The sequence below is a fragment of the Candidatus Competibacteraceae bacterium genome, assembly GCA_016699715.1.
In the GTDB taxonomy this organism is placed as follows: Bacteria; Pseudomonadota; Gammaproteobacteria; order Competibacterales; family Competibacteraceae; genus Competibacter.
The window spans coordinates 1657718-1673055 of record CP065007.1 but is presented as its reverse complement, the minus strand read 5'-3'; the positions used below and the strand labels follow the sequence as shown (position 1 = coordinate 1673055).

The window sequence follows — 15338 nt, the reverse complement described above, 5'->3', positions numbered from 1 at the left end:
TTAAAGAGAAGATGATTCAGAAGCTGATCGTTTCTGAATGGATGGCCGGTGGCGACCTTCGAAACAGTCTGGGGCGCGGCTCGTTCGCCGCCGCGCCCCAACAGCGGTTTATTCAGGTTGTGCCAACTCTTCCTCGACTGAGTCCGGGGCGGCGGATGTCAGCCGTTTGGCGGCTGGCTTCGCCAGCGGTTCTTCCCCGATGGCCGTATCAGCCAGCAGCTCGCCCAGGGCGGTTGTGGTGAGCACCGGTTCCGGCAGCGGTTCCGGACGGAGCACCAGACCGCCCAGTGGTGGCACGGTAATGGTGATCGAGTAGGGATGTTCCATCCACGGCTTTTCCTCGGCGATCATGTCGATTCCACCATTACCGACGCCGCTGCCGGCGTAATAGTGGGAGTCGGAGTTGAACACTTCCGTATAACGGCCCGCCCGCGGCACGCCGATGCGGTAGTCTTGGCGCGGGACCGGTGTAAAGTTGACCACGACCACCAAAAAGTCATCGTCCTTCTTGCGCAGGTAGCTCAGGATGGATTGCTCGGCGTCGTGACAGTCGATCCAGTCGAAACCTTGCCATTCGAACTCGTAGTGATGCAGCACCGGATCGCTGTGATAAAGCCGATTCAGGTCGGTGACCAACTGCTTTAAACCCCGGTGGAAATCGTACTGCAGCAGCCACCAGTCGATGGAGTTGGCGCTGTTCCACTCGTTGCCCTGGCCGAACTCGGTGCCCATGAACAGCAGTTTTTTGCCGGGGTGGGTGAACATGTAGAGATAGAGCAGCCGCAGGTTGGCGAAGCGCTGCCATTCGTCGCCCGGCATCTTGTTCGGCATCGATCCCTTGCCATGCACCACTTCGTCGTGCGAGAACGGCAGCATGAAGTTCTCGGTGAAGCAGTACAGCATGCTGAAGGTCAGCAGGTCGTGGTGATATTTGCGATGGATCGGATTCTGCGCCATGTAGCGCAGGGTGTCGTTCATCCAGCCCATGTTCCATTTCATGCTGAAGCCCAGCCCGCCCAGGTAGGTCGGGCGGGTGACCTGCGGCCAGGAGGTGGATTCCTCGGCGATGACCATCGCGCCGGGGTGTTCGCTGTGAACCACCGTGTTCAGCTCGCGCATGAAATCGATGGCTTCCAGATTCTCACGCCCGCCGTATTTGTTGGGAATCCATTCGCCTTCCTTGCGTGAATAATCGAGATACAGCATCGAGGCGACCGCATCCACCCGCAGACCGTCGAGATGAAACTCCTCGATCCAGTACAGGGCGCTGGACAGCAGGAAGTTTTTTACCTCGTAGCGACCGAAGTTGAAGATCAGCGTGCCCCAGTCGAGATGCTCGCCCTTGCGGGGGTCGGTGTGCTCGTACAGCGCCTCGCCATCGAAGCGGGCCAGGCCGGCAGCGTCCTTGGGAAAGTGCGCCGGCACCCAATCGAGGATCACGCCGACATCGTGCTGGTGGCAGTAATCCATGAAATAGCGGAAATCGTCCGGGGTGCCGAAGCGGCTGGTTGGGGCGTAGTAACCGGTGGTTTGATAACCCCAGGAGGCGTCGTAGGGATGCTCGGTGATCGGTAGCAGCTCGATGTGGCTGAAACCGGTTTCCTTGACGTATTCCACCAGCTGGTGCGCCAGTTCCCGATAGTTCAGGAACTCGCCTTCCGGCCCGCGCCGCCACGAGCCGATATGGACCTCGTAGACGGACATCGGCTGATGCAGCCAGTCGGATTTTTTGCGTCGCTCCAGCCAGTCGGCATCACGCCAGGCATAGGAATCGGGCTTGGTGACGATGGTGGCGGTGCTGGGACGCAGCTCGAACTGTTGGCCGTAGGGATCGGACTTCAGCATGATCGCGCCACTGTTGCGGTTGCGGACCTCGAACTTGTACAGATCGCCCGGGCTCACGTTGGGGATGAACAGCTCCCATACGCCGCTGCCGCCACGCACCCGCATGGGGTGGATTCGACCGTCCCAGCGGTTGAAATTGCCGACCACGCTGACCCGTTCGGCGCTGGGCGCCCACACCGCGAACAGCACACCGGCCACCCCGTCCGCCTCATGCCGGTGCGCGCCCAGAAAGCGATAGGAATGCCAGTGCTTGCCTTCGCCGAACAGGTAGAGATCGAAATCGGGCAACTGCGGCGGAAAGCAATAGGGGTCGTGGGAAATGTGTTCGTGGTGGTCGGCGTCGCGCCAGATCAGCCGATAGCGCTCCGGGACCTGATCGACCTTGCCCTGCCACTCGAACAGATCGGTGTTGGGGATTCGCTGCAAGGGCAGGTTGCCCTCGGCGATGTGCACTTCCTGGGCGTAGGGCAAATGAGCGCGCACCACGACTTTCTTGTCTTGCGGGTGGCGGCCGAGTACGGCGAACGGGTCGTGATGGCGGGCTTCGATAATGCGTTGCAGTTCGGGTTGGAGTTTCGGGCTCGTCACGTAGCGCGTCCTTATAGTGTTAAAGGTTTTTGGGGCCATGCCCGGTGGCGGCTGGTGCTCCAACCGCAAAACCAGACAACAACGCGCGAACGAAAATCGCGCGTTGCGCGGAATCGGGAATCGGGAATCGGCAAGCGTCTGAAATCGGGCGCCTAACGCCAAACGCCATGCACGTTAATGACTCTAGTATAACGCAAAATCCGCCAGGGCAGGACTTTCCGTGAGGATATCAGCGGGCGGTCCGCCTGTGGAGCAACCGGTCGCAGCTCGATTTTTCCTGTCGGTGTCCGCTTTATTCCAGCCGTTCGATGCCCAGCGTCCGTAGTACATATTTCTCGTACACCGGTTCAGAGGTGCCGGCTTTGATCTTGTGAATGAAGTATTTTTCGAAGGCGATTTTAGCGTAGTGAACCCACTTGCCTTTTTTGAACCAGTTGACGTTGCGCGGCGGGATTTGCGGTAGTGCCACGAAGGCCGCGCCGGTATCGCCCATGTCCGCCAGGCAGATGGCGTTCCAGGTGCCCTTGGCCACGGCTGGTTGGCCGGCCAGGTCGGCCTGGATGTTCTGGACGATGGCGGAGACCATCGATTCGATCATATAGCCGGTCTTGGGTATCCCGGTGGGCACCGGCGTGGCCTCGACTGGCGGGATCGCCACGCAGACCCCGGCCGAGAAGATGTTACGGTACTTGGGGCTGCGCTGGTTGGCGTCGATCAGTACGAAGCCGCGCGGGTTACACAGGCCATCCACGGCGGCGACCGGGTCCACGCCGCGAAACGCCGGCAGGGTCATGGCGAACTTGAAGGGTACTTCATGTTCCTGGATCACTTCGCCTCGCTCGTTATATTCCTCAACAAGGGCGCGGTCGGATTCGATCCGGGTGGTCTTGGCGTTGGTGATCCACTTGATATGCCGGTTGCGCAGATCTGATTCCAGCATACCCTTGGAGTCGCCGACGCCGCCCAGGCCCAAGTGGCCGATGTACGGCTCGCTGGTGATCATGGTCATGGGTACGTGCTTGCGCAGCTTGCGCTTGCGCAGGTCGGCATCGAGAATGAACGCGCTTTCGTAGACCGGCCCAAAGCAACTGGCCATGGGCATCGCGCCCACCATGATCGGGCCGGGGTCCTCGCAGAAGGCTTCATAGGCTTCGTAGGCGGTCTGGGCATGGTCCACCGCGCAGACCGAATGGGTGTGGCCGTTGTGGGGGCCGGTGCCCGGTATCTCGTCGAAGGCCAGTTTGGGGCCGGTGGTGATGACGAGATAGTCGTAATCGACGGTTTGCCCGTCTTGTATCGTGAGCCGGTTGTGGGCGGCGTCGATATGGGTGACCGGCCGACCGATGAAACGGATATCCTTTTTTTCGAGGTAAGGGCCGATCGGGAAGGCGATATCGCCGCGCCGGCGCCAGCCGACCAGCAACCACGGGTTGGAAGGGAGGAATTGGAACTCCTCGCTCGCGTTGATCACCGTGATATCGTGGGTTTTGCCCAGTTTCTCCCGGGCTTCGTAGGCGAAGGGGATACCGCCGATACCCGCACCCATCACAACGATATGAGCCATGATTGTTCTCCCGAACCCTCTTCGGGGTATTTTCAGACGGTTGTTTGTGAAGCTGGTTAAGGTAAATAACATCTTTAAAAGTAGAGCATAGATCATTTCCGCGGGCTTGGTTGGATGCTGGCTCGTGACGATTCGCGGTGCTTTGGCATCCCCGCGCCGCCGCAGTCTGGTAAGATTATGGCGGTATCATCCAGACGTATCCGATAACCCGAGCAGGTCTAAAACATATCCAAAAGGACGATCCATGAACTCTCGTAAACTGCTTGCATTCGCGCTGGTTTTGGGGTTTGGCATGCTGGCGGGTTGTTCCGGTGAACAACCGAATAAGCCGGTGAGCTTCCAGAAGGACGTGTATCCGATTCTGAAAGCGAGCTGTTTGGAGTGCCATACCGTGCCCAATGGCGAGGGCTATACCAAGAGCGGTTTGGCGCTGGGCACCTATGAGGGGTTAATGAAGGGCACCAAGATGGGTCCCGTCATCATCCCCGGACAGAGTCTCAACAGCAGTTTCAACCGTCTGATCGAAGGCCGTCCCGGCGTGGATCCTTCCATTCAAATGCCGCACGGCAAGGTCAAACTGCCGGAAGAACAACTGGCCATCATCCGTCAGTGGGTCGATCAGGGCGCCAAGAACAACTAAACAGCCCGCGCTGTTTCCCGCCCGCATTCCTGCTCTCCCTCCGACGCCAGGGGGAGGGCGCGGTGCCGGCCGATCTCATCCACCAAAATAATCCGGTTCGTCCGCCCGACCCCGATCCTCCGTTCCGCCGCATATCCAACATCGGAACGGGCCTGTTCCATTAGATCGTTTTGGGGAGGCATCATGGTTAGCTCCCGGCAGACCGCGTTGGCCGGCGCGGATTTCGATACCTGGCTAAGTACCCTGCAAATCAGTTGGTCGCCGGCTCAGATTGAGATCGTCCGGCACGCCTACGCGCTCGGCGGCGAGCCGGAGCTGGCGGTGGCCGACCTGCTGGCCGGCTTGCGCATGGATCACGAAGTGGTCGCCGCCGCGCTGCTATACGAACCGGTTACGGCCGGGCTGATCAAGCTGGCTTTGGTTGAAGAGGAATTCGGACCGGCTGTCGCGTGTTTGGTCGATGGTATCGCCAAGCTCGATGCCATCGGCGAATTGCACCAGAGCGGCCAGCATGCCGGCCATCAGTTGGAAAGCCTGCGCAAGATGTTGCTGGCAATGGCGCAGGACGTGCGGGTGGTGCTGATCAAGCTGGCGATGCGGCTGAATGAACTGCGCCGGTTCGGGCGGCGACCCGCCGCCGGGCAGCGCCGCGTCGCCCGGGAGACTCTGGACATTTTTACCCCGCTGGCCAACCGGCTTGGCATCGGACGCATCAAGTGGGAGATGGAAGATCTGGCGCTGCGCTACCTGGAACCGTCGGCCTACAAGCAAATCGCCGCTGCTCTCGACCAGCGCCGCGCCGACCGGGAAAACTATATCGACCGGGTAATGGAGGAATTGCGCGATCATTTGCGTCAGGTCGGCATCCGCGCCGAGGTCAGCGGCCGAGTCAAGCATATCTACAGCATCTGGCGGAAGATGCAGCACAAGAAGCTGTCCTTCGAGCAGATTTTCGATGTGCGCGCGGTGCGGGTCATGGTCGATACGGTGAATGACTGCTACGCCGCGCTCGGTGTGGTGCATGCCTGCTGGAACCATATCCATCAGGAATTCGACGACTACATCGCCCATCCCAAGCCCAACGGCTATCAATCACTGCATACGGCGGTGGTGGGTCCGGAGGGCCGGGCCCTGGAAGTACAGATCCGAACCTTCGTTATGCATCAGAACGCCGAATTGGGCGTTGCCGCCCACTGGCGCTACAAAGAGGGCGGCGAGAGTCCGGGCGAAACAGCCGAACAGCAAATCGCCTGGCTGCGGCAGATTCTGGAGTATAGGGAGGAAGAGACCGGCGACGGCGATCTGTTGGAGCGCTTCAAGGCCGAGGCGTTCCAGGACCGGGTGTATGCCATCACACCCAAGGGCGCCATCGTCGAACTGGCGCAGGGAGCGACGCCGCTGGATTTCGCCTACCACATCCATACCGAGGTCGGTCATCGCTGTCGGGGCGCCAAGGTCAACGGCCGCATTGTGCCGCTGACTTATGAACTCAGGAACGGCGAGCAGGTGGACGTGCTGACCACCAAGACCGGCGGTCCCAGCCGCGACTGGCTCAGCCCGCATCTGGGCTATGTCAAGACCAATCGGGCACGGGCCAAGATCCGCCAATGGTTTGTCCAGCAGGATCAGGATAAAAGCATTACCGCCGGCCGCGCGCTGTTGGAACGGGAGTTCCAGCGGCTGGGAATCCGGCAGCTCAAGCTGGAGAAGGTGGCGGAAAAATTCAATTTCGCCAAACCGGAAGAGCTGTTCGCCGCCATCGGCCACGGCGCGCTGACCACCGCGCAGGTGGTGGCCAAAATTCAGGATCTGCTACCGGCGCCGCCCGCCGCCGCGAACCACCCACCCATCGCGCGCAAGCCCAGGAGCGTCGGGTCCGGCAAGGACGATGTGCGGATCCGCGGGGTGGGCCGATTGCTGACGCAAATGGCGCAGTGCTGCCAGCCGGCGCCGTTCGAGCCGATCGTCGGCTACATCACCCAGGGGCGCGGCGTGACCATCCACCGCCAGGATTGCGCCAACTGGCTGAGTCTGGCCAGCCAGCATCACGAACGCGTTATCGAGGTCGGTTGGGGCGAAACGCCGGCCACTTATCCGGTGGACGTCATGGTGGTCGCCCATGATCGCTCCGGCCTGCTGCGCGATATTACCTCGATTCTGGCCAACGAACAGGTCAACGTGCTGGGCGCGAACACGCTGACCGACCGGGAAACCTCGATCGCCCGCATGGGGTTGACCCTGGAAATCACCGATGTGGTGCAACTCAGCCGGGTGCTGGACCAGATCGGGCAGTTGCACAACGTGGTGGAGGCCTATCGCAAGAGTTGAAGCCGATGGTTTACGCCAAGCTGGCCAACAGCCGCCGGGTTTCCCGCAGCAAGGGATTGCGCCGCAGCAGCAGCGTCAACCGGCCCCCGCCGCTTTGCCGCCACAAGGCCGCCGCGCGGATGCCGGCCAGCAGCAGCGCCCGAATCCGGTTGCTGTTCTCCGGGTTGTTCAAGTGGACCGGTGCGCCGCTGACCATGATGCGCGGTGACAGTGTGCTCAGGTTGTTCAGATAGATCTCGGCGAAACGGGCGATGGAGTTGCTGTGCCCGACCGGAAAATGTGCCAGATTCGGGATGATGTTCTCGATACCGGTACGGACGGCCCGCAACAGATTGGCGCGTTGGGATAGCTTGCGTTCCAGGCTCAGCAGCGTTACCGCATAGCGGGTCAATTCCATGTCTCGCGGATTGCCGAGCTGCTGCTCAAGTAGTTGTAGTCCGGTGCGCAGCTGGAGAATGCCGCCGTACACGTCGTCGCTGCTGGCGGCGTCAATCTTGATCAGGCTGTTCAGGCAGGTTTCGACATCCTCCGGGTTGGCTTGGCCGCGGCGGGCGATGCCGCGCACCAGGTCGGCGGCTTGCAGCACGCCGGCGAGAGCGATGGCGCGATCACGGTCGGTCTGGGGCATGAGATGGAGATCGGGGTTGCGAAGTTGGATTCAATCCCAGGCGGCGTCGATCGTTCCGCCGCCCAGGCAGTCGTCGGCGAGGTAGAAGACGATGGACTGTCCGGGGGTGATGGCGCGTTGTGGTTCCAAAAACCGGACCGTGGCGCCTCGTGGGTCCAGCGCGTCCAGCACGCAAGCCTGATCATGCTGGCGATAGCGAATCTTGGCCTGACAGCGCAACGGCATGGTGGGCGCTTGCCCGGCAATCCAGCGCAGTTGCGAGGCGCGTAAGCGCCGGTGGAACAGAGCGGGGTGATCGTGCCCCTGCACCACGATCAGTGTGTTGCTGTCCAGCTCCTTGCTGGCGACGTACCAGGGTGCGCCGCTGCCATCGCGTCGGCCACCGATGCCGAGTCCCTGCCGCTGGCCGATGGTGTGAAACATCAAGCCGGCATGTTCGCCCAGCAGTTCTCCGTCCAGGGTTCGGATCGGCCCCGGTTGGGCTGGCAGAAAACGGTTCAGGAACTCTCGGAACGGACGTTCGCCGATAAAGCAGATGCCGGTGCTGTCCTTTTTGGCATGGGTGACCAGACCGGCGCGGGCGGCCATATTCCGCACCTCCTGCTTGTGGATGTCGCCGACGGGAAACAGTGCGCTGGCCAGTTGGGACTGGTCGAGTCCGTACAGAAAATAGCTCTGATCCTTATTCGGGTCGCGGCCCTTGAGCAAGTGCTGGTGGTCGTCGCGCCCTTCGCGTCGGACATAGTGGCCGGTGGCAATACGCCCAGCGCCCAGTCGGCGGGCATGGTCGAGGAAAGCCCTGAACTTGATTTCGGTGTTGCACAGGATGTCCGGGTTGGGGGTTCGGCCGCAGCGGTATTCGTCCAGAAAATAGCGGAACACCCGTTCCCGATATTCGGCGGTAAAGCTGACCTGATGCAAGGGAATGTCCAGCGTGTCGCAAACCGAGCGCGCGTCCTCCAGATCCTCGGCGGCGGAACAGTAACCGGCCTCGTGGGAATCCTCCCAGTTTTTCATGAACACGCCATGCACATCGTGGCCCTGTTCGACCAGCAGCAGAGCGGCCACCGAGGAATCCACGCCGCCGGACAGGCCCACCACGATCCGATTTTTTGTCATTGGGAGATCATCGGGAAACTGGGATGCAGGATGCGAATGGAGAGCTATAGAATACCAAACGGAACCCGCCGGGACAGTGTCTGCTCACCGCCGGCCAAAGAAAAAGGCCGAACCGGGAGGTTCGGCCTTGCGGGGAAGGAGGCGGCTTATTTGCCGATACCGCCCAAGCTGTCCTGTACCAGCTGGTCGAATTCGGCCTTGAAGCGCGTTGTCAGATCGGCCAGGGTCTTGGCATCGTCCATGAACTTCTGATTCAAACTGGAGATCGACTCGGACTGCGAGGTCAGGAACGCCTGCAAACTGGCGGGGTCGCTGATGTCGGCGGCGCTTTTCATCCGGTTCATCGCCATATCGACATAGGATTGCAGGGCGTTCATCTGAAAATTGACCAAGGCTTCCAGGTTGGTGGCGGACAGCTTGTTGGCCTTGATCACCGGAGCCAGGAAGCTCTGGTACTGCTCGGACATTTTGGCTAGGGCATCGTTGGTCATGGCGGTGGTTTCTCCACAAGTGATCGGTTGATGGAAAATAGCATAAAGCAGCTTTTGTTGCAGTGCAATATAAGCTCGGATTTTTATTGCAGCGCAGCAAGACGGCGACGTCAATGCCGACTTGGCGTCCAGCCGGCATTGACGGATAATGCTGACCTTTGCGGCGATGGATAATTCCCATGTGGTTCAAGAATATGACGTTATTTCGCTTGGTTGAGCCATTGCCGCTCTCGGCCGAGACGCTGGCGACGCGACTGGAGCAGCGCGCCTTCCAGCCCTGTCCCAGCCATCAACCGAGCAGTACTGGCTGGGCGCCGCCGCTGGGCCGCAAGGGACGCGACCTGGTGCATGCCGCGGCGGGCCGGTTGTTGCTGTGCTTGCGGACCGAGGAGAAAGTCTTGCCGGCGGCTGTGCTGAACCAGATGGTGGACGAGCGCATCGCCGAGATGGAAGAGCGGCGGGGGCCAGTGCGGCGGCGTGAAAAACAGGAACTGCGCGAGCAGATGGTGGGCGAACTGCTGCCGCGCGCCCTGTGCCGGAGCCGGCATGGCTATGCTTATCTCGATCCATCAGCGGGCTGGCTGGTGGTGGGCAGCGCCAGCCCGCGCGGAGTGGAAGAGCTGACCGGGATGCTGCGCAAGACGCTGGACACCCTGCCGATCGCTCCGCCACGGGTGCGGCACCCGGTGGCGGCGGTTATGACGGCGTGGCTGGCCGAGGGCCAAGCCCCCGCGGAATTTACACTGGGTGATATCTGCGAGCTGCGGGAGGCGGGAGAAACCGGTGGAGTCGTGCGTTGTCGCGGACAGGATTTGGCGGGTACCGAAATCCGCGGCCATCTGGCCGCGGGGAAGGAGGTAACCCGGTTGGGCCTGTGCTGGAACGGGCGGATCGCCTTTGTGCTCGATGAAGCGTTGACGATTCGTCGGCTCCAATTTCTCGATGTGATCCGGGAGTCGTTGCGGGATATCGCGGACTCCCCAGAGGCGATATTCGATGCCGAGTTCGCGCTGATGAGCGGCGAGTTGGCGCTGCTGGCGCCGCGCTTGCTGGAGGTATTCGGGGGCGAGGCGTAGATATTCGGCATTGAGCCGGCACAGGCGCTAGATTTGAATAATACGGCGGGGCCGTACATCACTGCGGCGGTTCGAAAAGGCGACACATGAGCGGTTGGCAACTAACGGGCGTGATCGGATTGCTGGGGGCGCTGGCGAGCATTGTGTTCGCCGGCTGGCTGGTCCTGCATTTTATCCAACAGCATAAGCAGCGAATGGAACAGCGGTTAGAGGCGTTGAAGAAAGCCTCGGCGGAGAGAGTAGCGGCGGAGAAAGTGGCGGCGGAGAAAGTGGCGGCGGAGCGGCTGGCGACCAAGCGGGCGGCGGCGGAGCGGCTGGCGGCCAAGCGGGCGGCGACGGAGAAGGCGGCGACGGAGAAGGCGGCGACGGAGAAGGCGGCGGCGGAACAGGCTATCGCCGAGTGGGCGGCGGCCGAACAGGCCGAGGCCGAGCGTGTCCAGATTAAGCGCACCACGGTGGAGCGGCGGGAGTCCGAGGAAGTCGAGGCGCGAATGCGCGCCGTCGAGGATGCCATCACCGAATGGTTGGATGCGGAACGCGAAGGCAACCGGGTGGCCGCTCCCGCCGTCGCCAAACCGGGCAAGGCATCGCAAAAAACCTACACTCGGACGGAAGCGATCCGTCAGCAGGTGCGCACCACCGCCGAGAAGGTGGAGAAGGAGGCACAGGAACTGGAGTTCATCAAGAATCGCATTGAGGCCGGGGTGGATTTTTTGCCGATCGAATTCAAGCAAACCATCGATGATTGGAAAGAAGGGCGACTTTTCCGCCACAACACTTTCGAGGATCTCAAGCTTAAATTCCGCTATAAAGCCTACTCGGTCGAGGACGGCTACGAGCTGCTGCATCAGTACAATGAGTGGATGACCCAGCAACGCGAAAAACTCCGGGTGTTTATTCGCCTGCTGGGTACCGAGGTGGATAAGGGAGAAAGCATTCAGGCGGCCATCGAGCAGGCGGAGCGCGGCGAGCGGCAAAAGTACCTGGAAATGGATGTTGATGTCATCTTCACTCTGCGCGAGGTCCGCACCATTCTGGACCGGCTGATTGGCATGGAGACCATTCTGAAGGAACTCGAAATGGTCTGTCGCAAGCGCTCCGAACAGATCATTACTCCATCCTGGGAGGCGAGGGGGTCGTTATAAGTAAAGTCGTTTTTCAGCCTCGTCCACCCAAATATGCCCGCCGCACCTCGGGGTCGGCCAGCAATTCCTCGCCGGTTCCCGACAGGCGGATTTCACCGTTGACCAGCACGTAGCCGCGCTGGGCGAGCTTTAGTGCATGGTGGGCGTTCTGCTCCACCAGAAAAATGGTGGCGCCGCTGTCACGAATTTCCCGGATCGTGGCAAAGATACGCTGCACCATCAGCGGTGCCAGTCCCAGACTGGGTTCATCCAGCAGCAGCAGGCGAGGCCGGCTCATCAACGCCCGGCCAATCGCCAGCATCTGCTGCTCGCCGCCGGAGAGCGTGCCGGCCCGTTGATTGCGCCGTTCCTTGAGGCGGGGGAACAGCTCGAATACTTTGATCAGGTCGGCATCCATGTGCTCCATCCCGACCGGTATCGCTCCCATCAGCAGATTTTCCTCCACGCTCATCGCCGCAAAGATTCGCCGTCCTTCCGGAGCTTGCGCGATGCCGCGCTTGGCGATCTCGTGGGTCGGCAGGCCGGTGATGTCGCAACCCTGATAGTGGATCCAGCCCCCGGCTGGCTGTGGATCGCCGAACAGGCTCATCAGTAAGGTCGATTTTCCCGCTCCATTGGCGCCGATCAGGGTCACGATTTCGCCGGAATCGATATGCAGGGAGACTTGGCGCAAGGCCTGGATCGGACCGTAGCGGGCATCCAGTTCGTGGATTTGCAACAACGGCTCGCTAGGACTCATCGTCGTTTACCGTGTCGGTTCCAAGATAGGCCGCCAACACGGCTGGATGGTGCGCCACGGTGTGCGGATCGCCATCGGCGATGACCTCGCCATAATCCAGTACCACGATATGCTCCGACAGCCTCATCACCAAGCCCATGTCGTGTTCGATCAGCAGGATCGTGACCCCATGCTCGTCGCGCAACCGGCGAATCAACTCGCTCAATTGCTCGGTCTCGCGGGGATTCAATCCGGCCGCGGGTTCGTCCAGGCACAGCAAGCGGGGACCAGTGCACATGGCACGAGCGATTTCCAGACGCCGCTGGTGACCATAGGGTAATTCTCCAGCCAGACGGTTGGCATCCTCGGCCAGTCCAAAAACCTTGAGCCAGGCGTAAGCGCGCTCCAGGGCGTCGCGTTCGGATTGGCGATAGGCTGCGGTTTGCAGCAGGCCCGCCACCAGGTTACGGTTGAGTTGCAGGTGCTGAGCGACCAGCAGGTTTTCGATCGCGGTCATTTCCTTGAACAACCGCACATTCTGGAAGGTGCGCGCCAGCCCAGCCCGGGTCACCCGATGGGTGCCACCAAACGTTTTATAATACAGCCGGTTGGCAAAGTCCGCCGGGTTGACCAGGTCACCGGCCTGAAAGGGCTGACCCAGGATCTGAATCAGGTCGATGGCGGCGCGCGGAGTATGCAGCGCGATCCGGCCTTCCGTCGCTTTGTAGAAACCGGTCAGGCAATTGAATACGGTGGTTTTGCCGGCGCCGTTGGGTCCGATCAGGGCCGAGATCGAACCGTGCCTGACTTCAAAACTGACATCATTGAGTGCCAGGATGCCACCGAAACGCATGCTCAACCCGGCCACTTCCAGAAGCGGCGGGTGAATCGGGTCGCTGGTCATCGACACAATCCCTTGACCTCGAAGGCACGCCGCCGGGGGCGAATCAGGCCGCGTGGTCGCCAGATCATCATCAGCACCATCAGCACCCCGAAGGCAAACACCCGATAGTCAGCAAAGGCGCGCAGCAGCTCGGGTAAAATGGTCAGCACCACCGCCGCCACAATTACCCCAGTGGTGGAACCCAGCCCGCCCAGCACCACGATGGCGACGATCAACGCCGATTCGAAGAAGTTGAACGACATCGGATTGATGAAGCCCTGATAGGTGGCGAAGAACACTCCGGCGATACCACCGACTGTCGCCCCCATCATGAATGCCGACAGTTTGACCAGAACATGGTTGATGCCCAAGGCGCGACAAGCGATCTCGTCCTCGCGCAACGCTTCCCAGGCGCGGCCTATCGGCATGTTACGCAGGCGGGTGACCACCACGACCATCAGACAGACGATCAGAAACAGCGCCAGGTAGATAAAGATGAAGCGATGTGTTGGATCGTAGCTGATTTGGAAATATTCGTGAAAGGGTATCCCCCCATCCCTGGCCGTGCGGGTGAATTCCAGACCGAACAATTGCGGGGCTGGGGCGGAGACGCCGTTGGGACCGCCGGTGAATTCCAGCCAGTTATTCAGCACCAGGCGGATGATCTCGCCAAAGCCCAGGGTGACAATGGCCAGATAGTCGCCATGCATCCGCAGCACCGGGAAGCCGAGCACGCCGCCGAACAATGCCGCCAACATCGCCGCCAGCGGTAGTGCGCTCCAGAAGCCCAGGTCGAGATACTGTGCGCCCAAGGCCAACCCATAAGCGCCGACGGCGTAGAAGGCGACATAGCCGAGATCGAGCAGACCGGCCAGCCCGACCACGATGTTCAAACCCAGACCGAGCAGCACGTAGATCATGGCCTGGATCAGCACCGTCAGCCAATACTTGCTAGCCAGAAACGGCAGGGTCAGGCTGACGGCAACGATGATCAGTAGCCACCAGCGCTGCTGGTTGCTTTCCGAGGCGCTGACCACCAGCACCCCCGGTTGGCGACGGCGGGCATTGAACCGTTCGAGCGCTGCTTGCCCGGTCGGGGTGTGCATCGCCAAGGTCACCAGAAACCGGCCCACGGCGATGATCGCGGCGATTAGCAACGGGCGTTGCAATTCATTCTTGACCTGATAGCCGTCCAGCACCAGGCCGACGATGGGACCCAGCAGCAAGAGCGCCAGGGCAAACGCCGCGGTGGCTTCCAGGACAGCCTGGCGGAACACGAGATTCCAGCGAACCCCGGTCGTGGAGGGGGCGGCGGCAACGGGTGGCATGGCTTACACTTTCTCCACTTCCGGCTTACCAAGCAGGCCCGTGGGGCGAAAAATCAGCACCAGCACCAACAGCGAGAAGGCGAATACGTCTTTGTAATCGGTGTTGACCATGCCGGAGAACAGCGCTTCCGCCAAGCCGAGAATCAGGCCACCCAACATCGCGCCCGGCAGCGAGCCGATACCGCCCAGCACCGCGGCGGTGAAGGCTTTGATGCCGGTGACGAAGCCGATGTAGAAATCAAAGGAGCCATAGTTCAGGGTCACCAGCACCCCGGCGATGGCGGCCATGGCGGCGCCGATGACGAACACCATGGAGATAATCCGGTCGGTGTTGATGCCGAGAATCGCCGCCATCCGTCGGTCCTGCTGCGTCGCGCGGCATTGCCGGCCCAATGAGGTGCGCTGGATCAGCCAGGTGAGTGCCGCCATGCTGGTCAGGGAGACCACGATAATCATCAATTGCACCAAAGTGATTTGCACGAAGTCATGGCCTTCGCCAAAGCGCAGTGTGGCCGGGATCAGGCTGGGCACGCCTTGAGTCTTGGCACCCTGACTGAGTTGCACTCCATTTTGCAGCACCAGCGACATGCCGATCGCGGAAATCAGCGGCGCCAGCCGAGGCGCGCCGCGCAGTGGGCGGTAAGCGACGCGCTCGATGGTCCAGCCGTAAGCGGCGGTGATCAGCATGGTGGTTGCTAAAGTGGCCAGCAGGGCGAAGGGCAGCGAGTCGATGCCGAAGGAGAACAAGACGGCCAGACAGATTGCGGTCAGATAAGCCGAGACCATGTACACATCGCCGTGGGCAAAGTTGATCATGCCCACGATGCCGTACACCATGGTGTAGCCGATGGCGATCAGGCCGTAGATGGAGCCAAGCGTCAGGCCGTTGACCAGTTGTTGGGCGAGAATATGCCAGTCCATGCGGATCGGACTACCCAATGCGGGATGGGAAAGGGCGGTGACCCTCCCTCGCGGGGAGGAAGGG

General features: G+C 61.1%; 13 protein-coding genes. 4 read left to right on the top strand and 9 right to left on the bottom strand.

The window, feature by feature from the left end; genetic code table 11:
* Positions 1-108 precede the first annotated feature (108 nt).
* Together glgB and IPM89_07455 are read right to left on the bottom strand one after the other, a co-directional pair.
* The gene (glgB, locus tag IPM89_07460) at positions 109-2472 is read right to left on the bottom strand and encodes a 1,4-alpha-glucan branching protein GlgB (GenBank protein QQS55606.1); all 2364 of its coding nucleotides are present in this window, start codon (positions 2470-2472) and stop codon (positions 109-111) included.
* Positions 2473-2725: 253 nt separating this feature from the next.
* A complete protein-coding gene (locus IPM89_07455) occupies positions 2726-3997 on the bottom strand; it encodes an FAD-dependent oxidoreductase (GenBank protein ID QQS55605.1) in 1272 nt (423 codons plus the stop codon).
* Positions 3998-4289: 292 nt separating this feature from the next.
* Here IPM89_07455 and IPM89_07450 point away from each other — a divergent pair, with 292 nt between their 5' ends.
* Positions 4290-4637: a hypothetical protein gene (locus IPM89_07450; protein QQS55833.1), complete on the top strand. Its 348-nt coding sequence runs from the start codon at positions 4290-4292 to the stop codon at positions 4635-4637.
* Positions 4638-4820: 183 nt separating this feature from the next.
* Complete coding sequence (gene relA, locus IPM89_07445) at positions 4821-6965, top strand: GTP diphosphokinase (GenBank protein ID QQS55604.1); 2145 nt, start codon at positions 4821-4823, stop codon at positions 6963-6965.
* 10 nt (positions 6966-6975) lie between these two features.
* On the opposite strand, the gene hflD is transcribed toward relA, so the two are convergent.
* The 3 genes from hflD to IPM89_07430 form a co-directional block, all read right to left on the bottom strand.
* Complete coding sequence (hflD, locus tag IPM89_07440; GenBank protein ID QQS55603.1) at positions 6976-7593, bottom strand: high frequency lysogenization protein HflD; 618 nt, start codon at positions 7591-7593, stop codon at positions 6976-6978.
* 30 nt (positions 7594-7623) lie between these two features.
* Positions 7624-8712, bottom strand: coding sequence for a tRNA 2-thiouridine(34) synthase MnmA (gene mnmA / locus IPM89_07435; GenBank protein QQS55602.1), 1089 nt, complete (start codon positions 8710-8712; stop codon positions 7624-7626).
* Positions 8713-8858: 146 nt separating this feature from the next.
* On the bottom strand, positions 8859-9203 hold the full coding sequence (locus IPM89_07430; GenBank protein ID QQS55601.1) for a phasin family protein: 345 nt from the start codon (positions 9201-9203) through the stop codon (positions 8859-8861).
* A 179-nt stretch (positions 9204-9382) separates the two neighbouring features.
* Between IPM89_07430 and IPM89_07425 the strand changes: the two genes are divergently transcribed.
* Positions 9383-10279: a recombination-associated protein RdgC gene (locus IPM89_07425; GenBank protein ID QQS55600.1), complete on the top strand. Its 897-nt coding sequence runs from the start codon at positions 9383-9385 to the stop codon at positions 10277-10279.
* An 86-nt stretch (positions 10280-10365) separates the two neighbouring features.
* Positions 10366-11424, top strand: coding sequence for a hypothetical protein (locus tag IPM89_07420; protein QQS55599.1), 1059 nt, complete (start codon positions 10366-10368; stop codon positions 11422-11424).
* A 13-nt stretch (positions 11425-11437) separates the two neighbouring features.
* On the opposite strand, the gene IPM89_07415 is transcribed toward IPM89_07420, so the two are convergent.
* Genes IPM89_07415 through IPM89_07400 form a run of 4 tightly spaced genes read right to left on the bottom strand, consistent with a single transcriptional unit; the run spans position 11438 to position 15274 of the window.
* Positions 11438-12163, bottom strand: coding sequence for an ABC transporter ATP-binding protein (locus tag IPM89_07415; protein ID QQS55598.1), 726 nt, complete (start codon positions 12161-12163; stop codon positions 11438-11440).
* The gene (locus IPM89_07410; protein ID QQS55832.1) at positions 12153-13031 is read right to left on the bottom strand and encodes an ATP-binding cassette domain-containing protein; all 879 of its coding nucleotides are present in this window, start codon (positions 13029-13031) and stop codon (positions 12153-12155) included. The genes IPM89_07415 and IPM89_07410 overlap by 11 nt, the downstream gene beginning before the upstream one ends.
* Positions 13032-13042: 11 nt before the next feature.
* Positions 13043-14353, bottom strand: coding sequence for a high-affinity branched-chain amino acid ABC transporter permease LivM (livM, locus tag IPM89_07405; GenBank protein QQS55597.1), 1311 nt, complete (start codon positions 14351-14353; stop codon positions 13043-13045).
* Between the two features lie 3 nt (positions 14354-14356).
* Positions 14357-15274, bottom strand: coding sequence for a branched-chain amino acid ABC transporter permease LivH (locus tag IPM89_07400; protein QQS55596.1), 918 nt, complete (start codon positions 15272-15274; stop codon positions 14357-14359).
* Between the last annotated feature and the right edge of the window lie 64 nt (positions 15275-15338).